Genomic DNA, 16,047 nt, shown 5'->3' on the forward strand with positions numbered 1-16,047 from the left:
AATAATTTTATTTTTTATCAATTATATAATATAGTACTAATTAAAATTATCTCAAACTATAAAAAACTATAACTATTAATAATAAAGGTTTTTTAAACTATATCCAAATATGATATAATATAAATCAATATGTATAAACACGAACTTAATAAAAATGAAAAAGGTGGAAAAATATGAAAGTAGTTGAAAATGCTATATTTTCAAAGTTTCTCCAATTCGACATAGATGAAAATATTCCAATTTATGAAGGTAGATTCTGTATATACTTATTAAATCGAAAGTATAAATGCAGTGGAAAAGTAATGTATAAGATGGCTACAGAGGGGACAATAACATTTAAAGGGAAAATATTATCGGTCAAAAATTATGATGTAGATATCACGTTAGACTACGATTCAGCAGAACTTGAAATTTATCAATATAGACCTGTTTCAGTAACAGTCAGTTATTTAAACGATGTCACAATAGAAGGATATATAAATCATGGGCATATAAGATCTAAAAATGCCGAGGTCGATTATGTAGATTTTGATGTCGTTAATTTTGATAAATATTTTGGAAAACTTATCAAATACAATGATAAGTTATTTGCTGGAAGAATGGAATTTAATTCAGGGGATTTTGAAATTATAGTAGATAAAAGATTTGACTTTACTAAAGAATTAGACGAAAGATTAAAAGATAGAGATGCACATATAATAACACATAGTGGAAGAATTATAAGAAAAGACAAAAAGCCATTTAAAACTAACATAATAAATCAAGTATTAGATGATTTATCGATATCATTTAGTTTTATGTGCGGTCGATATGTCGACATATGTGCAGCATTTGGATATAAAAATAAGGAAAACGTATATAGATTGTGGAGGGAAACTTTTATAAGTCCATATAGATTTATTCCAAATTGGAAGGACACAATCTCAAATTATCACAATATAGAAAAGTATTTAACTTTGATGAATAATAAATTAATAGACGATTATTATAACGAAGCGCTAAGACAAGCTGTCGACTGGTACTTACAATCATTTGACGGTTTAACGCTAGAAAACAATCTTATTTCTATCCAAATATGTTTAGAGACATTATCATACATAGTCTTAGTAGAACAAGAAAAAATGCTGACAGATGATGAATTTGATGAAAATTTAGCGACAAAAAACATAAGAACACTGCTAGATGTATGCGGCATTCCTTATGGAAAAGACGACTTGTTTTTATTTGATAGCTATATAAATGATAGATTTGATGATGGAGTCGATTTACTTATATACTATAGAAATAAAATTGTTCACCCTACTAGAAAGAGAAATAGAGCTACTATAACAGTTGAAGATGTGTGGAATATTATACAAGTTGGGACGAGATATGTAGAGCTTGTAATATTAAATATAATTGGATATAGAGGCGAGTATTCTAATAGATTAGTGGATAGAGCTTATGGCGAGGTTCAGCTTGTGCCTTGGAATGAGAATTAATAATATAAGTTTTATAAAAAGCTAGGGTATAAAATATAATACTCTAGCTTTTATTTTTTGTATATAAAAATATAAAATTAACTAAATAACTAACATTTAGGTATTTTAATTAATTATAAATATTAATATGTTTATCTTTTTAATCTTCTTTAATATAAACACTAGGAATATACATCGTCACATTTTCAAGTGCGATTATCTCATTATAAATATATTCGCTGTGTTTATCTACATTATCACATTCTAAATCTAAAGTTAAAAGTGTATTGTTGTATATATTTACATCAAGTGTTGTAGTCCCCTCTCTAAGTTTTAAGTTCATTCCCCTGTTTAGTCTAACTAATTTGTCTAATATTTTGACGTAGTCTGCTGCCATTGTCAATTCCTCCCAAATATTAAATATAAAATCATAATAACATATTTTGGAAAAATATTAAACATTGTATATAATCAAATTTAAAAATAATATTTCATACAAAATAAATATGAAATATATAAATTCTTATAAATATTTTTTAATTAAAAAAATATTTATAAGAATTTATATAGAAGTCAGTTATATCTTTAATATATAATTACTTTAGATTGAAGTATATAAATTGAAAGGGTGGATAATTATGAATATAGATGAAAAATACGAATTATTAAAAAGCAAATTAAGAAAAATGGGAAGAGTTGTAATAGCTTATTCTGGTGGAGTTGACAGTAATTTTTTACTTAAAGTGGCGAGCGATGAACTTGGGGAAAATGTAGTAGCAGTCACAATACATGCTATGATGCATTCAGATAGAGAAATGGAAGAAGCTAAAGAATATACTAAAGAGTTTGGGGTAAAACACGAAGTCATAAAAGTAGATAATTTCGACGAAAAAGGTTTTATTGAAAATAGCAAAAAAAGATGTTATTATTGTAAATGCGCAGTTTTCAATATGATTAAAGATTACGCAGCAAAAAACAATGTAAAATATGTCTTAGACGGAACTAATGTAAGTGATTTAGGTGATTTTAGACCTGGGCTTAAGGCTCTTGAAGAATTAGAAGTAGTAAGTCCGTTAAAAGACAGTGGCCTTACAAAAGAAGAGATAAGAATTTTGTCAAAGAGACTAAATTTAAATACATACAATAAACCTTCTTTTGCATGTCTTGCAAGTAGGATTCCTTATGGAGATAAAATTACGAAAGAAAAACTTAAATTAGTAGAAGAAGCCGAAAATTATCTTCAAGATTTAGGTTTTAGACAATATAGAGTTAGATTACATAACGATATAGCCAGAATAGAAGTGGCTAAGGATGAAATGCATAAGTTTTTCGATGATGAAATGATGAAAAATGTGCATAATAAACTTAAAGAAATTGGATTTAAGTATGTTACATTAGATTTAAATGGATATCAGATGGGAAGCTTAAATAACTAGACGAAAGGATTAGATTCATAAATGGAAAAAGGATACACTTTAATTTCGCCGTGCTTTTTTGGAATGGAAAAAATGCTAGCAAACGAAATTAAAAACTTAGGATTTGAAATTGTAAAAACAGAAGACGGAAGGGTTACATATAAAACTGATGAATACGGAATTGCAAAAGCAAATATGTGGCTTAGATGTGCAGAGAGAGTTCACCTTAAAATAGCTGAATTCGAAGCAAAAAGTTTCGACGAATTATTCGAAGGAACAAAGAGAATAAATTGGGCAAAATATATCCCATATGGAGCGCAATTCCCAATAACAAAAGCGTCTTCTATAAAATCAAAACTATACTCAATACCAGATATACAATCTATAGTTAAAAAGGCAGTAGTAGAAAGTCTTAAAAAGAGCTACCTTGAAACAGGATTAATAAAAGAAGACAAAGAAAAATATCCTATATATGTATTTATACATAAAGACAAAGTAACTCTTACAATAGATACAACAGGAGTTGCTCTACACAAAAGAGGATACAGAGAAAAAGCTAATAAAGCTCCAATAAGAGAGACATTAGCTGCTGGAATAATGTATTTAACACCATGGAGACCAGGAAGAACACTAGTCGATCCTCTATGTGGTTCGGGAACATTACTAATAGAAGCGGCTATGATGGGAATAAACATGGCTCCAGGGCTTAATCGTGAGTTTATATCTGAAAAATGGAGAACACTAGACAAAAAAATCTGGTGGGATACAAGAAGAGAAGCTTACGATATGATAAACGAAGATATCGAATTTAAAATTTACGGATACGATATAGACGAAGAAGTTATAGAAATAGCTAGAGAAAATGCAGAAATAGCAGGTGTTGCTGATTATATAGAATTTAATGTAGGCGATGCTACAGAGTTTACAAGTGACGAAGAATACGGATTTATCGTTACAAACCCACCATATGGTGAAAGACTTGAAGATGTCGATTCTGTAAAAATGCTTTACAAACAACTTGGCTATGCATTTAGAAAATTAAATAATTGGTCATATTATTTAATAACTTCATATGAAGATTTTGAAAATGAATTTGGTCAAGATGCAACAAGAAAAAGAAAACTATACAATGGTATGCTAAAAAGTTACTTATACCAATATCCAGGGCCAAAACCGCCTAGAAAATAATTAATTGCCTCCAAGATGCTTAAAAAAAGAATAAAAATAGAATTCTTTAAATATAAATATTATATAGCATTTTGGAGGTGTTATTTTATAATGAGAGCAAAACACAATAAAAAGAATTCAAAAAATAAAAATATTGAAAATAATACAAATACTCAATATGAAGAAAAATATAACGATGTCATTTTAAATGATCTTGTTCCAGAAGAAAGAAAAGAAGAGTTTAATATACAAGAAGGTAAAAATCAACCTAGAAAAAGAGCGAGAAAAAATGGTTTTAAATTTAATGTAGGTAAAAAAACAAAGAACCAAAACAAACAACAACAAGAAGAAGCAAACTCAAAAGTAAGTAAACATAATAAAAAAAGCAATGAAGAAGTAGAACAAACTACTCAACCTACAGAACAAAAGAAATCTAAAAAGACTAGACCAAGACAACATCACAAAAAACAAGGAACACAACAGTCTCAAGGTTCTGCTGAATCTAATACAGAAACAGAAGTGCATAAACACGCTAAAAAAAGAGTGCACAAACATAGAAAACAACCACAAAACCACGAAGAAACATTAAATGTACAAGAAGTAGAACAAAATACTTCACAAGAAAGTGAAGAAGTAGACGATACAGAAAATATTACTTATAGAGGAGAAGAAGCAGAACAACAAGCTCAAGACAATATAGGTATAAGTGATAAAAACATAATTTGGTCTGATGAAAATTTTGATAGATAATAGGTGTTAGCTTAAAGAGTTGTCGTAAATGATTAATTTAATCATTTAATGCACAACTCTTTTGATTTTTTTATTAATTATTGTATAATTAAAGTACAGAAAAATTTTAAGTACAATATATTAGATGGACAGGAGGATAAGCATGAGGCTATTAAAATTAGTAGGTGTATTATCTCTAGTTACTGTACTTAGTACAGGTTGTTATAAAAGCGAAAATGGAGAGAATAATCCTATAAATTTATTTGATGAATTGCCTATATACAACGAAGAGAAAAGAGAAATATCAGACAAGGTAAAAGTAATTGCAGGTAGTGCTGATTTAACTTTACCTTCTAACTCTATAGAGGTAGGAAAGATAAATGAAATCGATTTAAATAATGATAAAAAAGATGAAATTGTGTTTTTTGAAAAAAGGGAAGATATAAGAAATCAAGTTGGATTTACTGTATTAGATTTAAAAAAGAATGAAAGCAACGACACTTCATATATTAAACCTGGAAATAAAATCGAATATGCTAATTTCTATGACTTAGACAAGGATGGAAATAAGGAAATAATTTTGCTTATTGAAGACAAGAGTACAGTAACTCTGAGCATATGCAGATATGAAAATGGAAATATAGAAGAACTTATCTCTAATGACAACTACAATTATTTTAATAAAGATAATTTTACAAAATTAGGTGTATTAGTAGATGATTTAGATGATGATGGAAATTTAGAGTTAGTAGTTTATAATTATAACTATAAAAGCAAAGAGATGGATTTGAATGTATGTGCATTTAAAGACGATAAAATATCTATTTTAGATAGCTTAGTTTTTGAAAATATAAGAAATTTTGAGGATATAGAGATATCTGTCGGCAATATATCATCTAAGCAAAAAGCATTATTTTTAAGTTTGCCTGATAATGAAGATACAGGATTTACAACTCAAGTTGTTTATTTAGAACAAAAAAACTTAATAAATGCTTTTAAGGATATGAAGGTACAAATGAAAAATGAATACTTTATACCTTTTGAAGATGTAAACAATGATGGAATAACTAATATTCCAAAGATAGAGCAAAGCAGTGTTACAATAGATACTTTATCTACAAGTACATTCCCGACTAGTCTTATAATAAGTTGGAATAAATACAATGGAAAACAAGACAAAGACGCCGATGTAATATTTGTAAGTCAGATTTATTATAATTATGAAGCTAATTTTAGATTTTTAATACCGAATAATTTAGTAGGTAAATTATCTATAATTGAAGATACTGAAAATAAAAGTGGGAATTATAAAGTACTTAATTTCTATTATAATTCTACAAATGCTTATTCAGAGACAGCGCCTCATGATAGAAAACTATTATTTACTCTTAATGTCACAGAAAAGACGATAGTTGACGATACAAAAAATATAAGTAAAACAGGAAATAATGTTTATGAATCAGATAAATATATATTCTCTGTTTCTGATGTAAATATGGCAGAAATGAAAAAACTTGATTTAAATATAGAAATATTAAAAGATTATTTTTCAGCAATAAAATAATAATTTTAATGGAGGAAGGAATATGAAAGAAAAAATATTGGTTTTAGAAGATGAAATAGGTATAAGAAGTTTCGTCAGTATAAATTTAAAAAGGGAAGGTTATGAAATAATAGAAGCAGGTAGCGGTAGTGAGGCTATAGAAAAAATAACAGAACACAACGATATATCAATAGCGCTTTTAGACGTGATGCTTCCTGATATGAGTGGGATAGAAGTTTGTAAATATATAAGACAAAAATTTGACCAAGTTGGTATAATAATGCTTACTGCAAAAGCTCAAGAAGAAGACAAGCTAGAAGGATTTATATCTGGTGCAGATGATTATATGGTAAAACCATTTAGTATAAAAGAATTACTAGTTAGAGTTGCAGCACTTCTTAGAAGAGTTAAAAAAGAAGAAAGCTCTATGAAGTTAAATAAAATAGTATCAGAGCCGTTTACTCTTGATTTAGATAAGAGAAAATTATTTAAAGACGGTAGAGAAATTGAATTAACTCCGACTGAGTTTTCTATAGTTAAGTATTTAATGGTAAATGCAAAACAATCGTTAAGTAGGGACCAAATCTTAACAGAAGTTTGGGGCAATAATTACTTATATGATTTTAAAATAGTAGACGTAAATATAAGAAGAATAAGAAATAAAATAGAAGATGATCCATCAAAACCAAAATATATACAAACAATTTGGGGATATGGATATTGTTTTAGAAAGGAAGACTAAACTTGATATTACATTTAGATGGTTTGAGGAAAAGAGTAGTAAAATATTATTTCATCATGATTATAATTACTGTTGCTTTATTTGAAGTATTATTTATGTTTTATATGAAAGAATATTACTATAGTATGGCAAAATCTTATTTAGAACAACAAGTCAGATATACTCAAAACAGCTATGATTCATCAGGTATGGATTCTACAAGTTTTCAAGATAAAATAAATAATATATTAGAAAAAGAAGGCTTAAACCAAAGTTCAGGGTATGGCGAAAGTAGTGATAACTTCTCTGTAGCAATAGAAATTATAAATAAAAATAAAGAAGTTATGCTAGACCAATACGGCATAAAAACTGGAGAAGTAGTAAATTATGATGATGTAAATAAAGCTTTGACAGGAAGCCAAGATTATAATTTCTATATATATTCAATATCTGAGACAAAAGACCATATTATGAGTATATCTGTACCTCTAAAGGTCAATAATGTTGTAGAAGGTGTAGTTAGATATAGTGTATCTCTTAAAAAGGCGGACAATGCTATTTTTAGAGTAGTCTGTATAATATTTATTGGAGGACTAGTAATCTTACTTATCTGTCTACTTTTAAGTTTAAGATTTGCTGACTCTTTAATAAAACCTATACAAGACTTGAAAAAGACAGCTAATCAACTTGCACAAGGTAATTATAATATAAACTTAGAAAATGAAAAATTACATGATGATGAAATTGGCGACTTGGTCAAAACATTTGACCATATGGCAAAAGAAATAGATAAGACAAGAAAATTAAAAGAAGAATTTATATCTTCTGTATCACACGAACTTAGAACACCGCTTACATCCATAAAAGGATGGAGTGAGACTTTAGGATATGAAGGTATAAGTCGAGAAGAACTTGATTTAGGGCTTGGAATTATACAAGATGAAACAGAAAGACTTATAACTTTAGTCGAGGAACTTCTAGATTTCTCTCGTCTAGCATCAGATAGAATAAGACTTCAAATTGACTCAGTCAATGTAACTAAACTTGCAAAAGACGTAGTAAATCAGCTTGGAGTTAAAGCTAGTGAGAAAAACATAACTTTACTTACTGAGTTTAATACAAAAGAAAGTGAAATAGTAGATATACAAGGTGACAAAAATAGACTTAAACAAGTTTTAATAAATCTTGTTCAAAATGCCCTTAAGTTTACTGAAGAAGGCGGATATGTCGTTGTGAGGCTATCTCAAGGAGAAGAATATACAACTTTCTCTGTAGTCGATAATGGAATAGGTATAAAACAAGAAAACTTAGATAAAGTACTAGAAAAATTCTTCCAAGAGGACTGCAACAAATCAGGAAGTGGTATAGGTCTTGCTATTAGTAACGAAATAGTAAAACTTCACAAAGGCAAAATGATATTAGAAAGTGAAAAAGGAGAGGGAACTTGTATTACCTTCACTTTAAAAAATAATTTAATGGATGCAATTGTAGAGGAAAAAATGTGATTTAATCACATTTTTTTCTGTATATAGATTTAAGGTATAATTTAAAAATATAATTATAGTTTTAAATTATAAAATCAAAAGAAAAGAGGCAAAATATGAGAAATATAAAGATGACAATAGAATATGATGGAAGCAATTTTAAAGGATTCCAAAAACTAAAAGACAATGAAAATACAATACAAGGAAAATTAGAATCTGTTTTAAGTCAAATGGCAGATGAAAAAATTGAGATAATAGGCTCTGGAAGAACAGATATGGGTGTTCACGCTTATGGACAAGTTGTAAACTTTAAAACTAATTGCAATTTATCATTAAATAAAATACATAAATATCTATATGAATACTTACCACAATCAATAGCAATAAAAGATATTGAAGAAGTAGACGACAGATTCCACAGTAGATATAATGCAAAGAGAAAAGTTTATTTATATAAAATCGACAATAGAGAATATCCAAATCCATTTAACAGAAAATACACTTGTCATGTAAGTAAAAAACTTGATGTAGAGGCTATGAGAGAAGTTTCTAAAGTATTAATAGGTGAACACGACTTTACAAGTTTCTGCTCATCTAGATCTAAAAAGAAAAGCCATGTTAGAGAAATCTACTCAATTACTATAAATGAAAAAGACGATATATTAGAAATATATGTAGAAGGTAATGGATTTTTATACAATATGGTTAGGATAATAGCAGGTACGCTTATAGATGCAGGACAAGGAAAGATTACTGCTGATGAAGTAAAAGAACTATTAGAATTAAAAGACAGATCAAAATCGCCAGAGACAGCTCCAGCAAAAGGGTTATTCTTATATAGAGTTAAATACTAAAATAAAATATACAAAATGCAGTTGACAATTTTAACCAAATAGTTTATTATTAACTCATAAATAACAAGTAACCATTTATTAACAATTTAAAATATAAATCCATTGAAAAAGAAAGTAGTTTATTTTAAATTTATAGAGAGCTGAGGATGGTGGAAGCTTAGCAATTATGAGATAAATGAAAAGAGCTTTGGAGGAGATTATCTGAACCTAAGTAGGATAATAGGAATGCCTTGCCTTAAAAGGAAGAGTGAATAAGTTTATCTTATTAATTAGAGTGGTAACGCGGAAATATTTCGTCTCTTGAGTTTTCAAGAGGCGTTTTTTAAATTCCTTTATTTTACTAAGATAAATTTGTTAATAAGAGTGGTACCGCGCAATGTCGCCTCTTAGTAATGATTACTAAGGGGCTTTTTTAATACACAAAAAAAGTTATATGGCTTTAAAAAGTACAGAGATGCTTTAAGTTATCTAATTCAGAAAATAAAGAAAATAATAAAAAATTATATAAGTTTGAGGGGGATAAAAAATGAAAGAAAAAGTTGTATTAGCATATTCAGGAGGACTAGATACTTCAGTAATAATTCCATGGTTAAAGGAAAACTATGACTTAGATGTTATAGCAGTTTGTGCAAATGTAGGTCAAAATGACGATATGAGCCAAATAGAAGAAAAAGCAAAAGCAAGTGGAGCTATAAAAGCTTATGTGGAGGATTTAAGAGAAGAATTTATAACTACTACTATATATCAAGCTATAAAAGCTGAAACATTATATGAAAATAGATATCCTTTAGGAACAGCACTTGCTAGACCTATAATAGCTAAAAAATTAGTTGAAATAGCACAAAATGAAGGCGCAAAATATATATGCCATGGTTGTACAGGAAAAGGAAACGACCAAGTTAGATTTGAAGGGACTATAGCTGCTCTTGATCCATCTATAAAAGTTATAGCACCTTGGAGAATATGGGATATAAAATCTAGAGAAGATGCAATAGATTATGCAAATGCACACAACATTCCAGTTGTTGCAACTAAGAAAAAAATATATTCAGTAGACGACAACTTATGGCATGTTTCTACAGAAGGTGGGGATATAGAATATCTTGAAAATGAACACAATAAAGATATATACAAAAAAACTTGCTCTCCAGAAGATGCAGCGGATGAAGCTGAATATATAGAAATAGGATTTGAAAAAGGTATACCAGTATCTTTAAATGGGGAAAAATTATCACCAGTAGAGCTTGTTGAAGTAGTAGATAAATTAGGTGCTAAACACGGTATAGGTATAGTAGATATATTAGAAAATAGATTAGTTGGTATGAAATCAAGAGGAATATATGAAACTCCAGGAGGAGAAATATTCTATGCAGCACATAACTACTTAGAAAGTGCTACATTAGACAAAGATACTCTTCACTTAAAACAAAGATTATCACTTGAATTTGCTGATTTAATATACAATGGAAAATGGTATTCAAAAACTTGTAAAGCAATAAATGCTTTTATGGATGAAACACAAGAAAATGTTACAGGTTCTGTAAAATTAAAATTATACAAAGGTAATATAAAACCAGCTGGAATATTTACAGACCATAAATTATACGACCAAAGTATATCTTCATTTGGGGATAGCGAATTATACGACCACAAAGATGCAGAAGGTTTTATAAACTTATTTACATTACCACTAAAAATAAATGCTATGACTCAAAATGGCAAAAAAATGACTAAATAAGTGTTTTAAGTAAAAAGTAAATTTAATAATGAAAGACTATATAATTAAAAGCCGCTTCTAAATTTTAGAGGTGGCTTTTAAATTATAAGAAAAAAATATATAAATAGTGTATAAAGTGTATATATTTTGTAGAAAAATCCATTTAAGTAGAAAAATAAATTAAATGTAAAGGATGTGAACAATGAATAATACTTATGTAGGATATCATGGAACGACTATTTTAAGAGGCGAAAGCATACTAAACTCTAAACAATATTTTAAGATTATATAAAAATATCCAGATCCCTACATACCATAAGGACAAGATTTTTTCAGATTTGAAAATTTGAAAAAGTTATGAAAGTATAAATGCTAATTATATAGCATATTTTATAAATAATTTTAAAATATTACAAATTTAAAGGTGAGCATATAGAATGCTCGCCATTTTTTGTATTAAAAAATATAAGTATAAAAGCAGATTTTAACATAACTAAAAATGAATATAATGTATATTTTTTTATATATTTTTCAATATTTATGATATAATAAACTTTGCATTAATTTGAAAGGAGATACAACTAGATGTCTAAAAGAAAACAAGTCACTGTTCCTATGGAAAAGATAAGAGAACAGGACAAATATATAAATGAAATAAAAAATGAAAACGAAAGATATTTCCACTTAACTGGAAAGAAAAAATCTTATTTTATACAAACATTTGGATGTCAAATGAATGAGCATGACTCTGAAAAATTAGGGGCTATGCTAAATGCTATGGGATATGAAGCATCTTTAATGGCTGACCATGCAGACTTAATAATATACAATACTTGTGCAGTTAGAGAAAATGCTGAGCTTAAAGTATATGGTAACTTAGGTCACTTAAAATTAATAAAAAGAAGAAATCCTAACTTAAAAATAGCTGTTTGTGGATGTATGATGCAACAACCTGCTATAGTTAAAGAAATAAAATCTAGATATAAACATGTAGATTTAGTATTCGGTACTCACAACTTATACAAATTCCCAGAATTATTATCTGAATCAATGTCAAGTGATTCTATACTTATAGATGTTTGGGATGTTGATGGTGAAGTTGTTGAAGGATTAAGAAGTGATAGAAAATTCGAGCTTAAAGCATTCGTAAATATAATGTACGGTTGCAACAACTTCTGTACTTACTGTATAGTTCCTTATACTAGAGGTCGTGAAAGAAGTAGAAGACCAGAAGATATATTAAACGAAATAAAAGAATTAGTTGCAAATGGAACTAAAGAAGTTACTTTATTAGGACAAAACGTAGACTCTTACGGTAAAACTTTAGAAGAAGAAGATAGAATAACTTTCGCAGAGCTTTTAAGAAAAGTTAATGAAATAGATGGATTAGAAAGAATAAGATTTATGACTTCTCATCCAAAAGATATATCTGATGAAGTTATATACGCTATGAGAGATTGTGATAAAGTATGTGAATTCTTACACCTTCCTGTTCAATGCGGAAGTACTAAATTATTAAAGAAAATGAACAGACACTACTCTAAAGAAGATTATCTAAGAATAGTTGAAAAAGCTAAGGCAGAAGTTCCAAACATAGCGTTCTCTACTGATATAATGGTAGGATTCCCTGGTGAAACTGAAGAAGATGTAGAAGATACATTAGATGTAATAAGACAAGTTAGATACGATAATGCATTCACATTTATCTACTCTAAGAGAACTGGTACTCCAGCTGCTAAGATGGAAGACCAAATACCAGAAGATGTTAAACACGAAAGATTTAACAGAGTGTTAGCGTTAGTTAACGAAATATCAAAAGAAAACAATACTACTCACCAAGATCAAGTAGTTGAGATATTAGTTGAAGGAAAAAGTAAAACTGACGATACTAAATTCACTGGTAGAACTAGACAAAATAAATTAGTTAACTTCAGTGTAAAAGACCCTAATGCTGATTTAATCGGTAAATTAGTAAATGTTAAAATAACTGAAGCAGCTTTATCATTCTCATTAAATGGGGAAATGGTTGAGTAATCTTTAAATAACTCTTTGTTGGAAAATAAATAATATTTTCCGACGAAGAGTTTTTATTTTGCAAAATAAAAGGGGCTAAAAGCCCCATGTTTGAAAATTAATTATTAAATTTAGTATGAGTCCAATTTGTTTCTTGTATATATCTCGAAACTAAATCGTGACACATATCTGGATGTATAGTCTCTTCAGTTGATATAGTTATTGATGACATTGATATAGCGTATTTTAATGTGTCAATTAAATTATATCCATCCATATATCCCTTTGTAATTCCTGAAACAAAAGAATCTCCAGCACCTGTAACATTTACTACTTTAACATCATTTGCTTTTAATTTCCCTTCTTCAACTCCGTTGTTGTAGTAAATTCCGTCTTCATCAAGAGTGATAAATACATTTTTTACGCCTAAATCTGTAAAGTATTTACCAGCTTTTCTTAAGTCTTCTTCATTGTTAATTTTAAATCCACACATTATTTCAGCTTCGTATCTGTTTGGTTTTATAGTGTGGAAGTATTTCACTAAATGTGTAACAGTTTTAGCTTTTGCAGCTGATACTGGGTCTAATATAAATTTAGTGTCGTTAGAGAATGTTTTTAATATGTGTTCTACTATGTCCGGTCTATCTGAGTCTAAAACCATATATTCAGCATTTTTTATTATTTCAGCTTTAGAATCTATAAATTCTGTAGTAAACTCGTCTATTATCTTCATATCTACAACAGCAGATACCATTTCACCGAAATGATCAAGTACAGCCATATAAGTAGGAGTATGACCATTTTTTACTATAAGAGAATCTTCCATATTGTAGTTCATAACTTTTGAATGTTGAAGTATACTTTTTCCAGTTTCGTCATCCCCTAAAACTGATATAAATTTTGTATTAACTCCAACTCTAGCCATACATTCAGCTATATTTCTACAAACTCCACCAAAAGAAGTTCTAACCCTACCTGGGTTTGAGTCATTAGATCTATAATCGTTATCTGTAAAACCACATATGTCGAAAACTGATACACCGAAAACTAGTGCATATGATCCATTATTGTTCATTTTTTATCGTAACCTTTCTAAGAAAATTTAATAATTTTAAAAATAATAAATTAAAAAATCAATATTAAATAATAAAATGCATATCTTTGGAAAAATGAAAAGATAAATATTTTATTATTTCTTATTATATACTTAAAACGCTAAAATGCGGATTTTTTTATTTTATCATAAATCAACCATAGATTTCTACATATTTCTACAAAAATTGAGAAAAATAAAAAACAGGTTATATTTATATGTAAAATGAAATATATTTATACCATGATAATAAGGGGGAATTTATATGGATTATAGAGATTTATTTGATGGTATAGATGATAAAATTAAACTTTCTAATGGCGCTTATACAACGCCGATAAATTTTGATAATGGAGCAACTACACCACCGTTAAAAAGTGTTACTCAAATAATTCAAGATAATATAAAAAACTATGGACCTATTGCCAGAGGGGTAGGATTTAAGGGTGAATACTGCACAATGATGTTTAATAAGGCGAGAGATGTGATATTAAACTTTTTTGGACTAGGTGGAAATGACGATTATACAGTTATATATACTAAGTCAGATACAGAGGGGTTAAATGTCCTTGCAAATGTACTTATAAAAGACAAAGAAGACATGACGTTGACTACTAGAATGGAGCATCATGCAAATGACCTTCCTTTTAGAAGGGTTGGAAAGATGGCATATGTCGAAGTCGACGAGCTCGGAAGAGTAAAAGTCGACGATATAGAAGAGGAACTTATAAAGGCAGGAGGAAAAATAAAGGTAGTTACTGTAACGGGGGCATCTAATGTAACTGGATATACTACTCCTATTCACGATATAGCAAAAATTGCCCATAAATACGGTGCATTTATAATAGTTGATGCTGCACAATTAGTATCGCATAAAGAAGTAAATATGAAGGGGAATTCAAAAGATGAAGAGATAGATTTTTTGACTTTTTCTGCACATAAAGCATATGCACCGTTTGGAAGTGGGGCAATTGTGGGCAAAAAAGACTATCTAAATGAAGAAGATCCATTTTTATCAGGAGGAGGATGTGTAGCTGGAGTATTTGATGAGAGGTTAATTTGGACAGCTGTACCAGAAAAATACGAAGCGGGAACTCAAAACTTCTTCGGTGCAATAGCTATGGCGAAGGCGCTTGCTGATTTAGAAAGTATAGGATTTGAAAATATAGAAGAACATGAAAGAGAATTAAAAAATTATATTATACAAGGTATGAAAAGTATAAACAATGTGACTATGTATGGTGATACAGATTATACAGAAGATAGAATAGGTGTAATTCCATTTAATATTCAAAATAAAGACTATAGCGAGGTTTCTATAATGATGGCGACAGAAAAGGGCATCTCGCTTAGATCAGGAAAGTTCTGCGCCCATCCTTATGTATATAGACTTTTAGGCGCTAGTGACAGCGATGCCTATAGAGATGTAGTATCAGGAGAATATTTTTATGGAATGATAAGAGCTAGTTTGGGACTTTACAATAATATAAATGAAGCGAATATATTTTTAAATGAGATAGATTATATCGCAAATAATAGAGTTGGAAGAAAACACAGAAAACAGACTGGAAGAATAAGATTTTAATTTAATATGATTAATTTAAAAAATAGAGGGATTTTCTCTCTATTTTTTAATTCTAAGGAAATTATACATTATCTGGTTTGTGGATAATATATAATTTCCAACCTATTAACTAAAGCAACGGAATCTTTGATTCGTTGGCGCTATGAACGTAGTGAATTTTAACTAAAGCAACGGAATCTTTGATTCGTTGGCGCTATGAACGTAGTGAATTTTAACTAAAGCAACGGAATCTTTGATTCGTTGGCGCTATGAACGTAGTGAATTTT

13 protein-coding genes and 1 other annotated feature are annotated in these 16,047 nt (G+C 28.8%); of the genes, 11 read left to right on the forward strand and 2 right to left on the reverse strand.

Going from position 1 to position 16,047, the window contains the following annotated elements:
- The first annotated feature begins 173 nt into the window (after positions 1-173).
- A complete protein-coding gene (locus RDX53_RS11690) occupies positions 174-1,481 on the forward strand; it encodes a hypothetical protein (RefSeq protein ID WP_195931884.1) in 1,308 nt (435 codons plus the stop codon).
- 139 nt (positions 1,482-1,620) lie between these two features.
- On the opposite strand, the gene RDX53_RS11695 is transcribed toward RDX53_RS11690, so the two are convergent.
- Positions 1,621-1,857 (reverse strand): hypothetical protein, encoded by a 237-nt coding sequence (locus RDX53_RS11695; protein ID WP_195931885.1) that lies wholly within the window; start codon positions 1,855-1,857, stop codon positions 1,621-1,623.
- 241 nt (positions 1,858-2,098) lie between these two features.
- Here RDX53_RS11695 and larE point away from each other — a divergent pair, with 241 nt between their 5' ends.
- The 9 genes from larE to miaB all read left to right on the forward strand — a co-directional run bounded on the left by larE (position 2,099) and on the right by miaB (position 13,124).
- Positions 2,099-2,896, forward strand: coding sequence for an ATP-dependent sacrificial sulfur transferase LarE (larE, locus tag RDX53_RS11700; RefSeq protein ID WP_307994209.1), 798 nt, complete (start codon positions 2,099-2,101; stop codon positions 2,894-2,896).
- Between the two features lie 21 nt (positions 2,897-2,917).
- Positions 2,918-4,063, forward strand: a complete 1,146-nt coding sequence (locus RDX53_RS11705; RefSeq protein ID WP_195930102.1) for a class I SAM-dependent RNA methyltransferase — start codon at positions 2,918-2,920, stop codon at positions 4,061-4,063.
- 90 nt (positions 4,064-4,153) lie between these two features.
- Positions 4,154-4,792, forward strand: a complete 639-nt coding sequence (locus RDX53_RS11710; RefSeq protein WP_195930103.1) for a hypothetical protein — start codon at positions 4,154-4,156, stop codon at positions 4,790-4,792.
- A 142-nt stretch (positions 4,793-4,934) separates the two neighbouring features.
- Entirely contained in the window at positions 4,935-6,335 is a 1,401-nt protein-coding gene (locus tag RDX53_RS11715; RefSeq protein WP_195930104.1) for a hypothetical protein, read from the forward strand.
- 22 nt (positions 6,336-6,357) lie between these two features.
- Positions 6,358-7,056: a cell wall metabolism DNA-binding response regulator WalR gene (gene walR / locus RDX53_RS11720; protein WP_195930105.1), complete on the forward strand. Its 699-nt coding sequence runs from the start codon at positions 6,358-6,360 to the stop codon at positions 7,054-7,056.
- A 5-nt stretch (positions 7,057-7,061) separates the two neighbouring features.
- Entirely contained in the window at positions 7,062-8,540 is a 1,479-nt protein-coding gene (locus RDX53_RS11725) for a HAMP domain-containing sensor histidine kinase (protein WP_295778600.1), read from the forward strand.
- 95 nt (positions 8,541-8,635) lie between these two features.
- A complete protein-coding gene (gene truA / locus RDX53_RS11730) occupies positions 8,636-9,373 on the forward strand; it encodes a tRNA pseudouridine(38-40) synthase TruA (RefSeq protein ID WP_295674949.1) in 738 nt (245 codons plus the stop codon).
- A 93-nt stretch (positions 9,374-9,466) separates the two neighbouring features.
- Positions 9,467-9,677, forward strand: a binding site (T-box leader).
- Positions 9,678-9,899: 222 nt separating this feature from the next.
- Complete coding sequence (locus tag RDX53_RS11735; protein ID WP_307994211.1) at positions 9,900-11,111, forward strand: argininosuccinate synthase; 1,212 nt, start codon at positions 9,900-9,902, stop codon at positions 11,109-11,111.
- A 564-nt stretch (positions 11,112-11,675) separates the two neighbouring features.
- Positions 11,676-13,124 (forward strand): tRNA (N6-isopentenyl adenosine(37)-C2)-methylthiotransferase MiaB, encoded by a 1,449-nt coding sequence (gene miaB, locus RDX53_RS11740; RefSeq protein ID WP_295572092.1) that lies wholly within the window; start codon positions 11,676-11,678, stop codon positions 13,122-13,124.
- A 97-nt stretch (positions 13,125-13,221) separates the two neighbouring features.
- Here the strand turns inward: miaB and RDX53_RS11745 are convergent, their stop codons facing one another.
- Positions 13,222-14,178 carry a carbohydrate kinase family protein gene (locus RDX53_RS11745; RefSeq protein ID WP_195930110.1) on the reverse strand — a complete coding sequence of 319 codons (957 nt, stop codon included), beginning with the start codon at positions 14,176-14,178 and terminating at the stop codon, positions 13,222-13,224.
- 283 nt (positions 14,179-14,461) lie between these two features.
- On the opposite strand from RDX53_RS11745, the gene RDX53_RS11750 reads away from it, so the two are divergent.
- A complete protein-coding gene (locus RDX53_RS11750) occupies positions 14,462-15,781 on the forward strand; it encodes an aminotransferase class V-fold PLP-dependent enzyme (protein WP_307994213.1) in 1,320 nt (439 codons plus the stop codon).
- Positions 15,782-16,047 lie beyond the last annotated feature (266 nt).

The organism is uncultured Intestinibacter sp. (assembly GCF_902468165.1).
Classification (GTDB): Bacteria; Bacillota; Clostridia; order Peptostreptococcales; family Peptostreptococcaceae; genus Intestinibacter.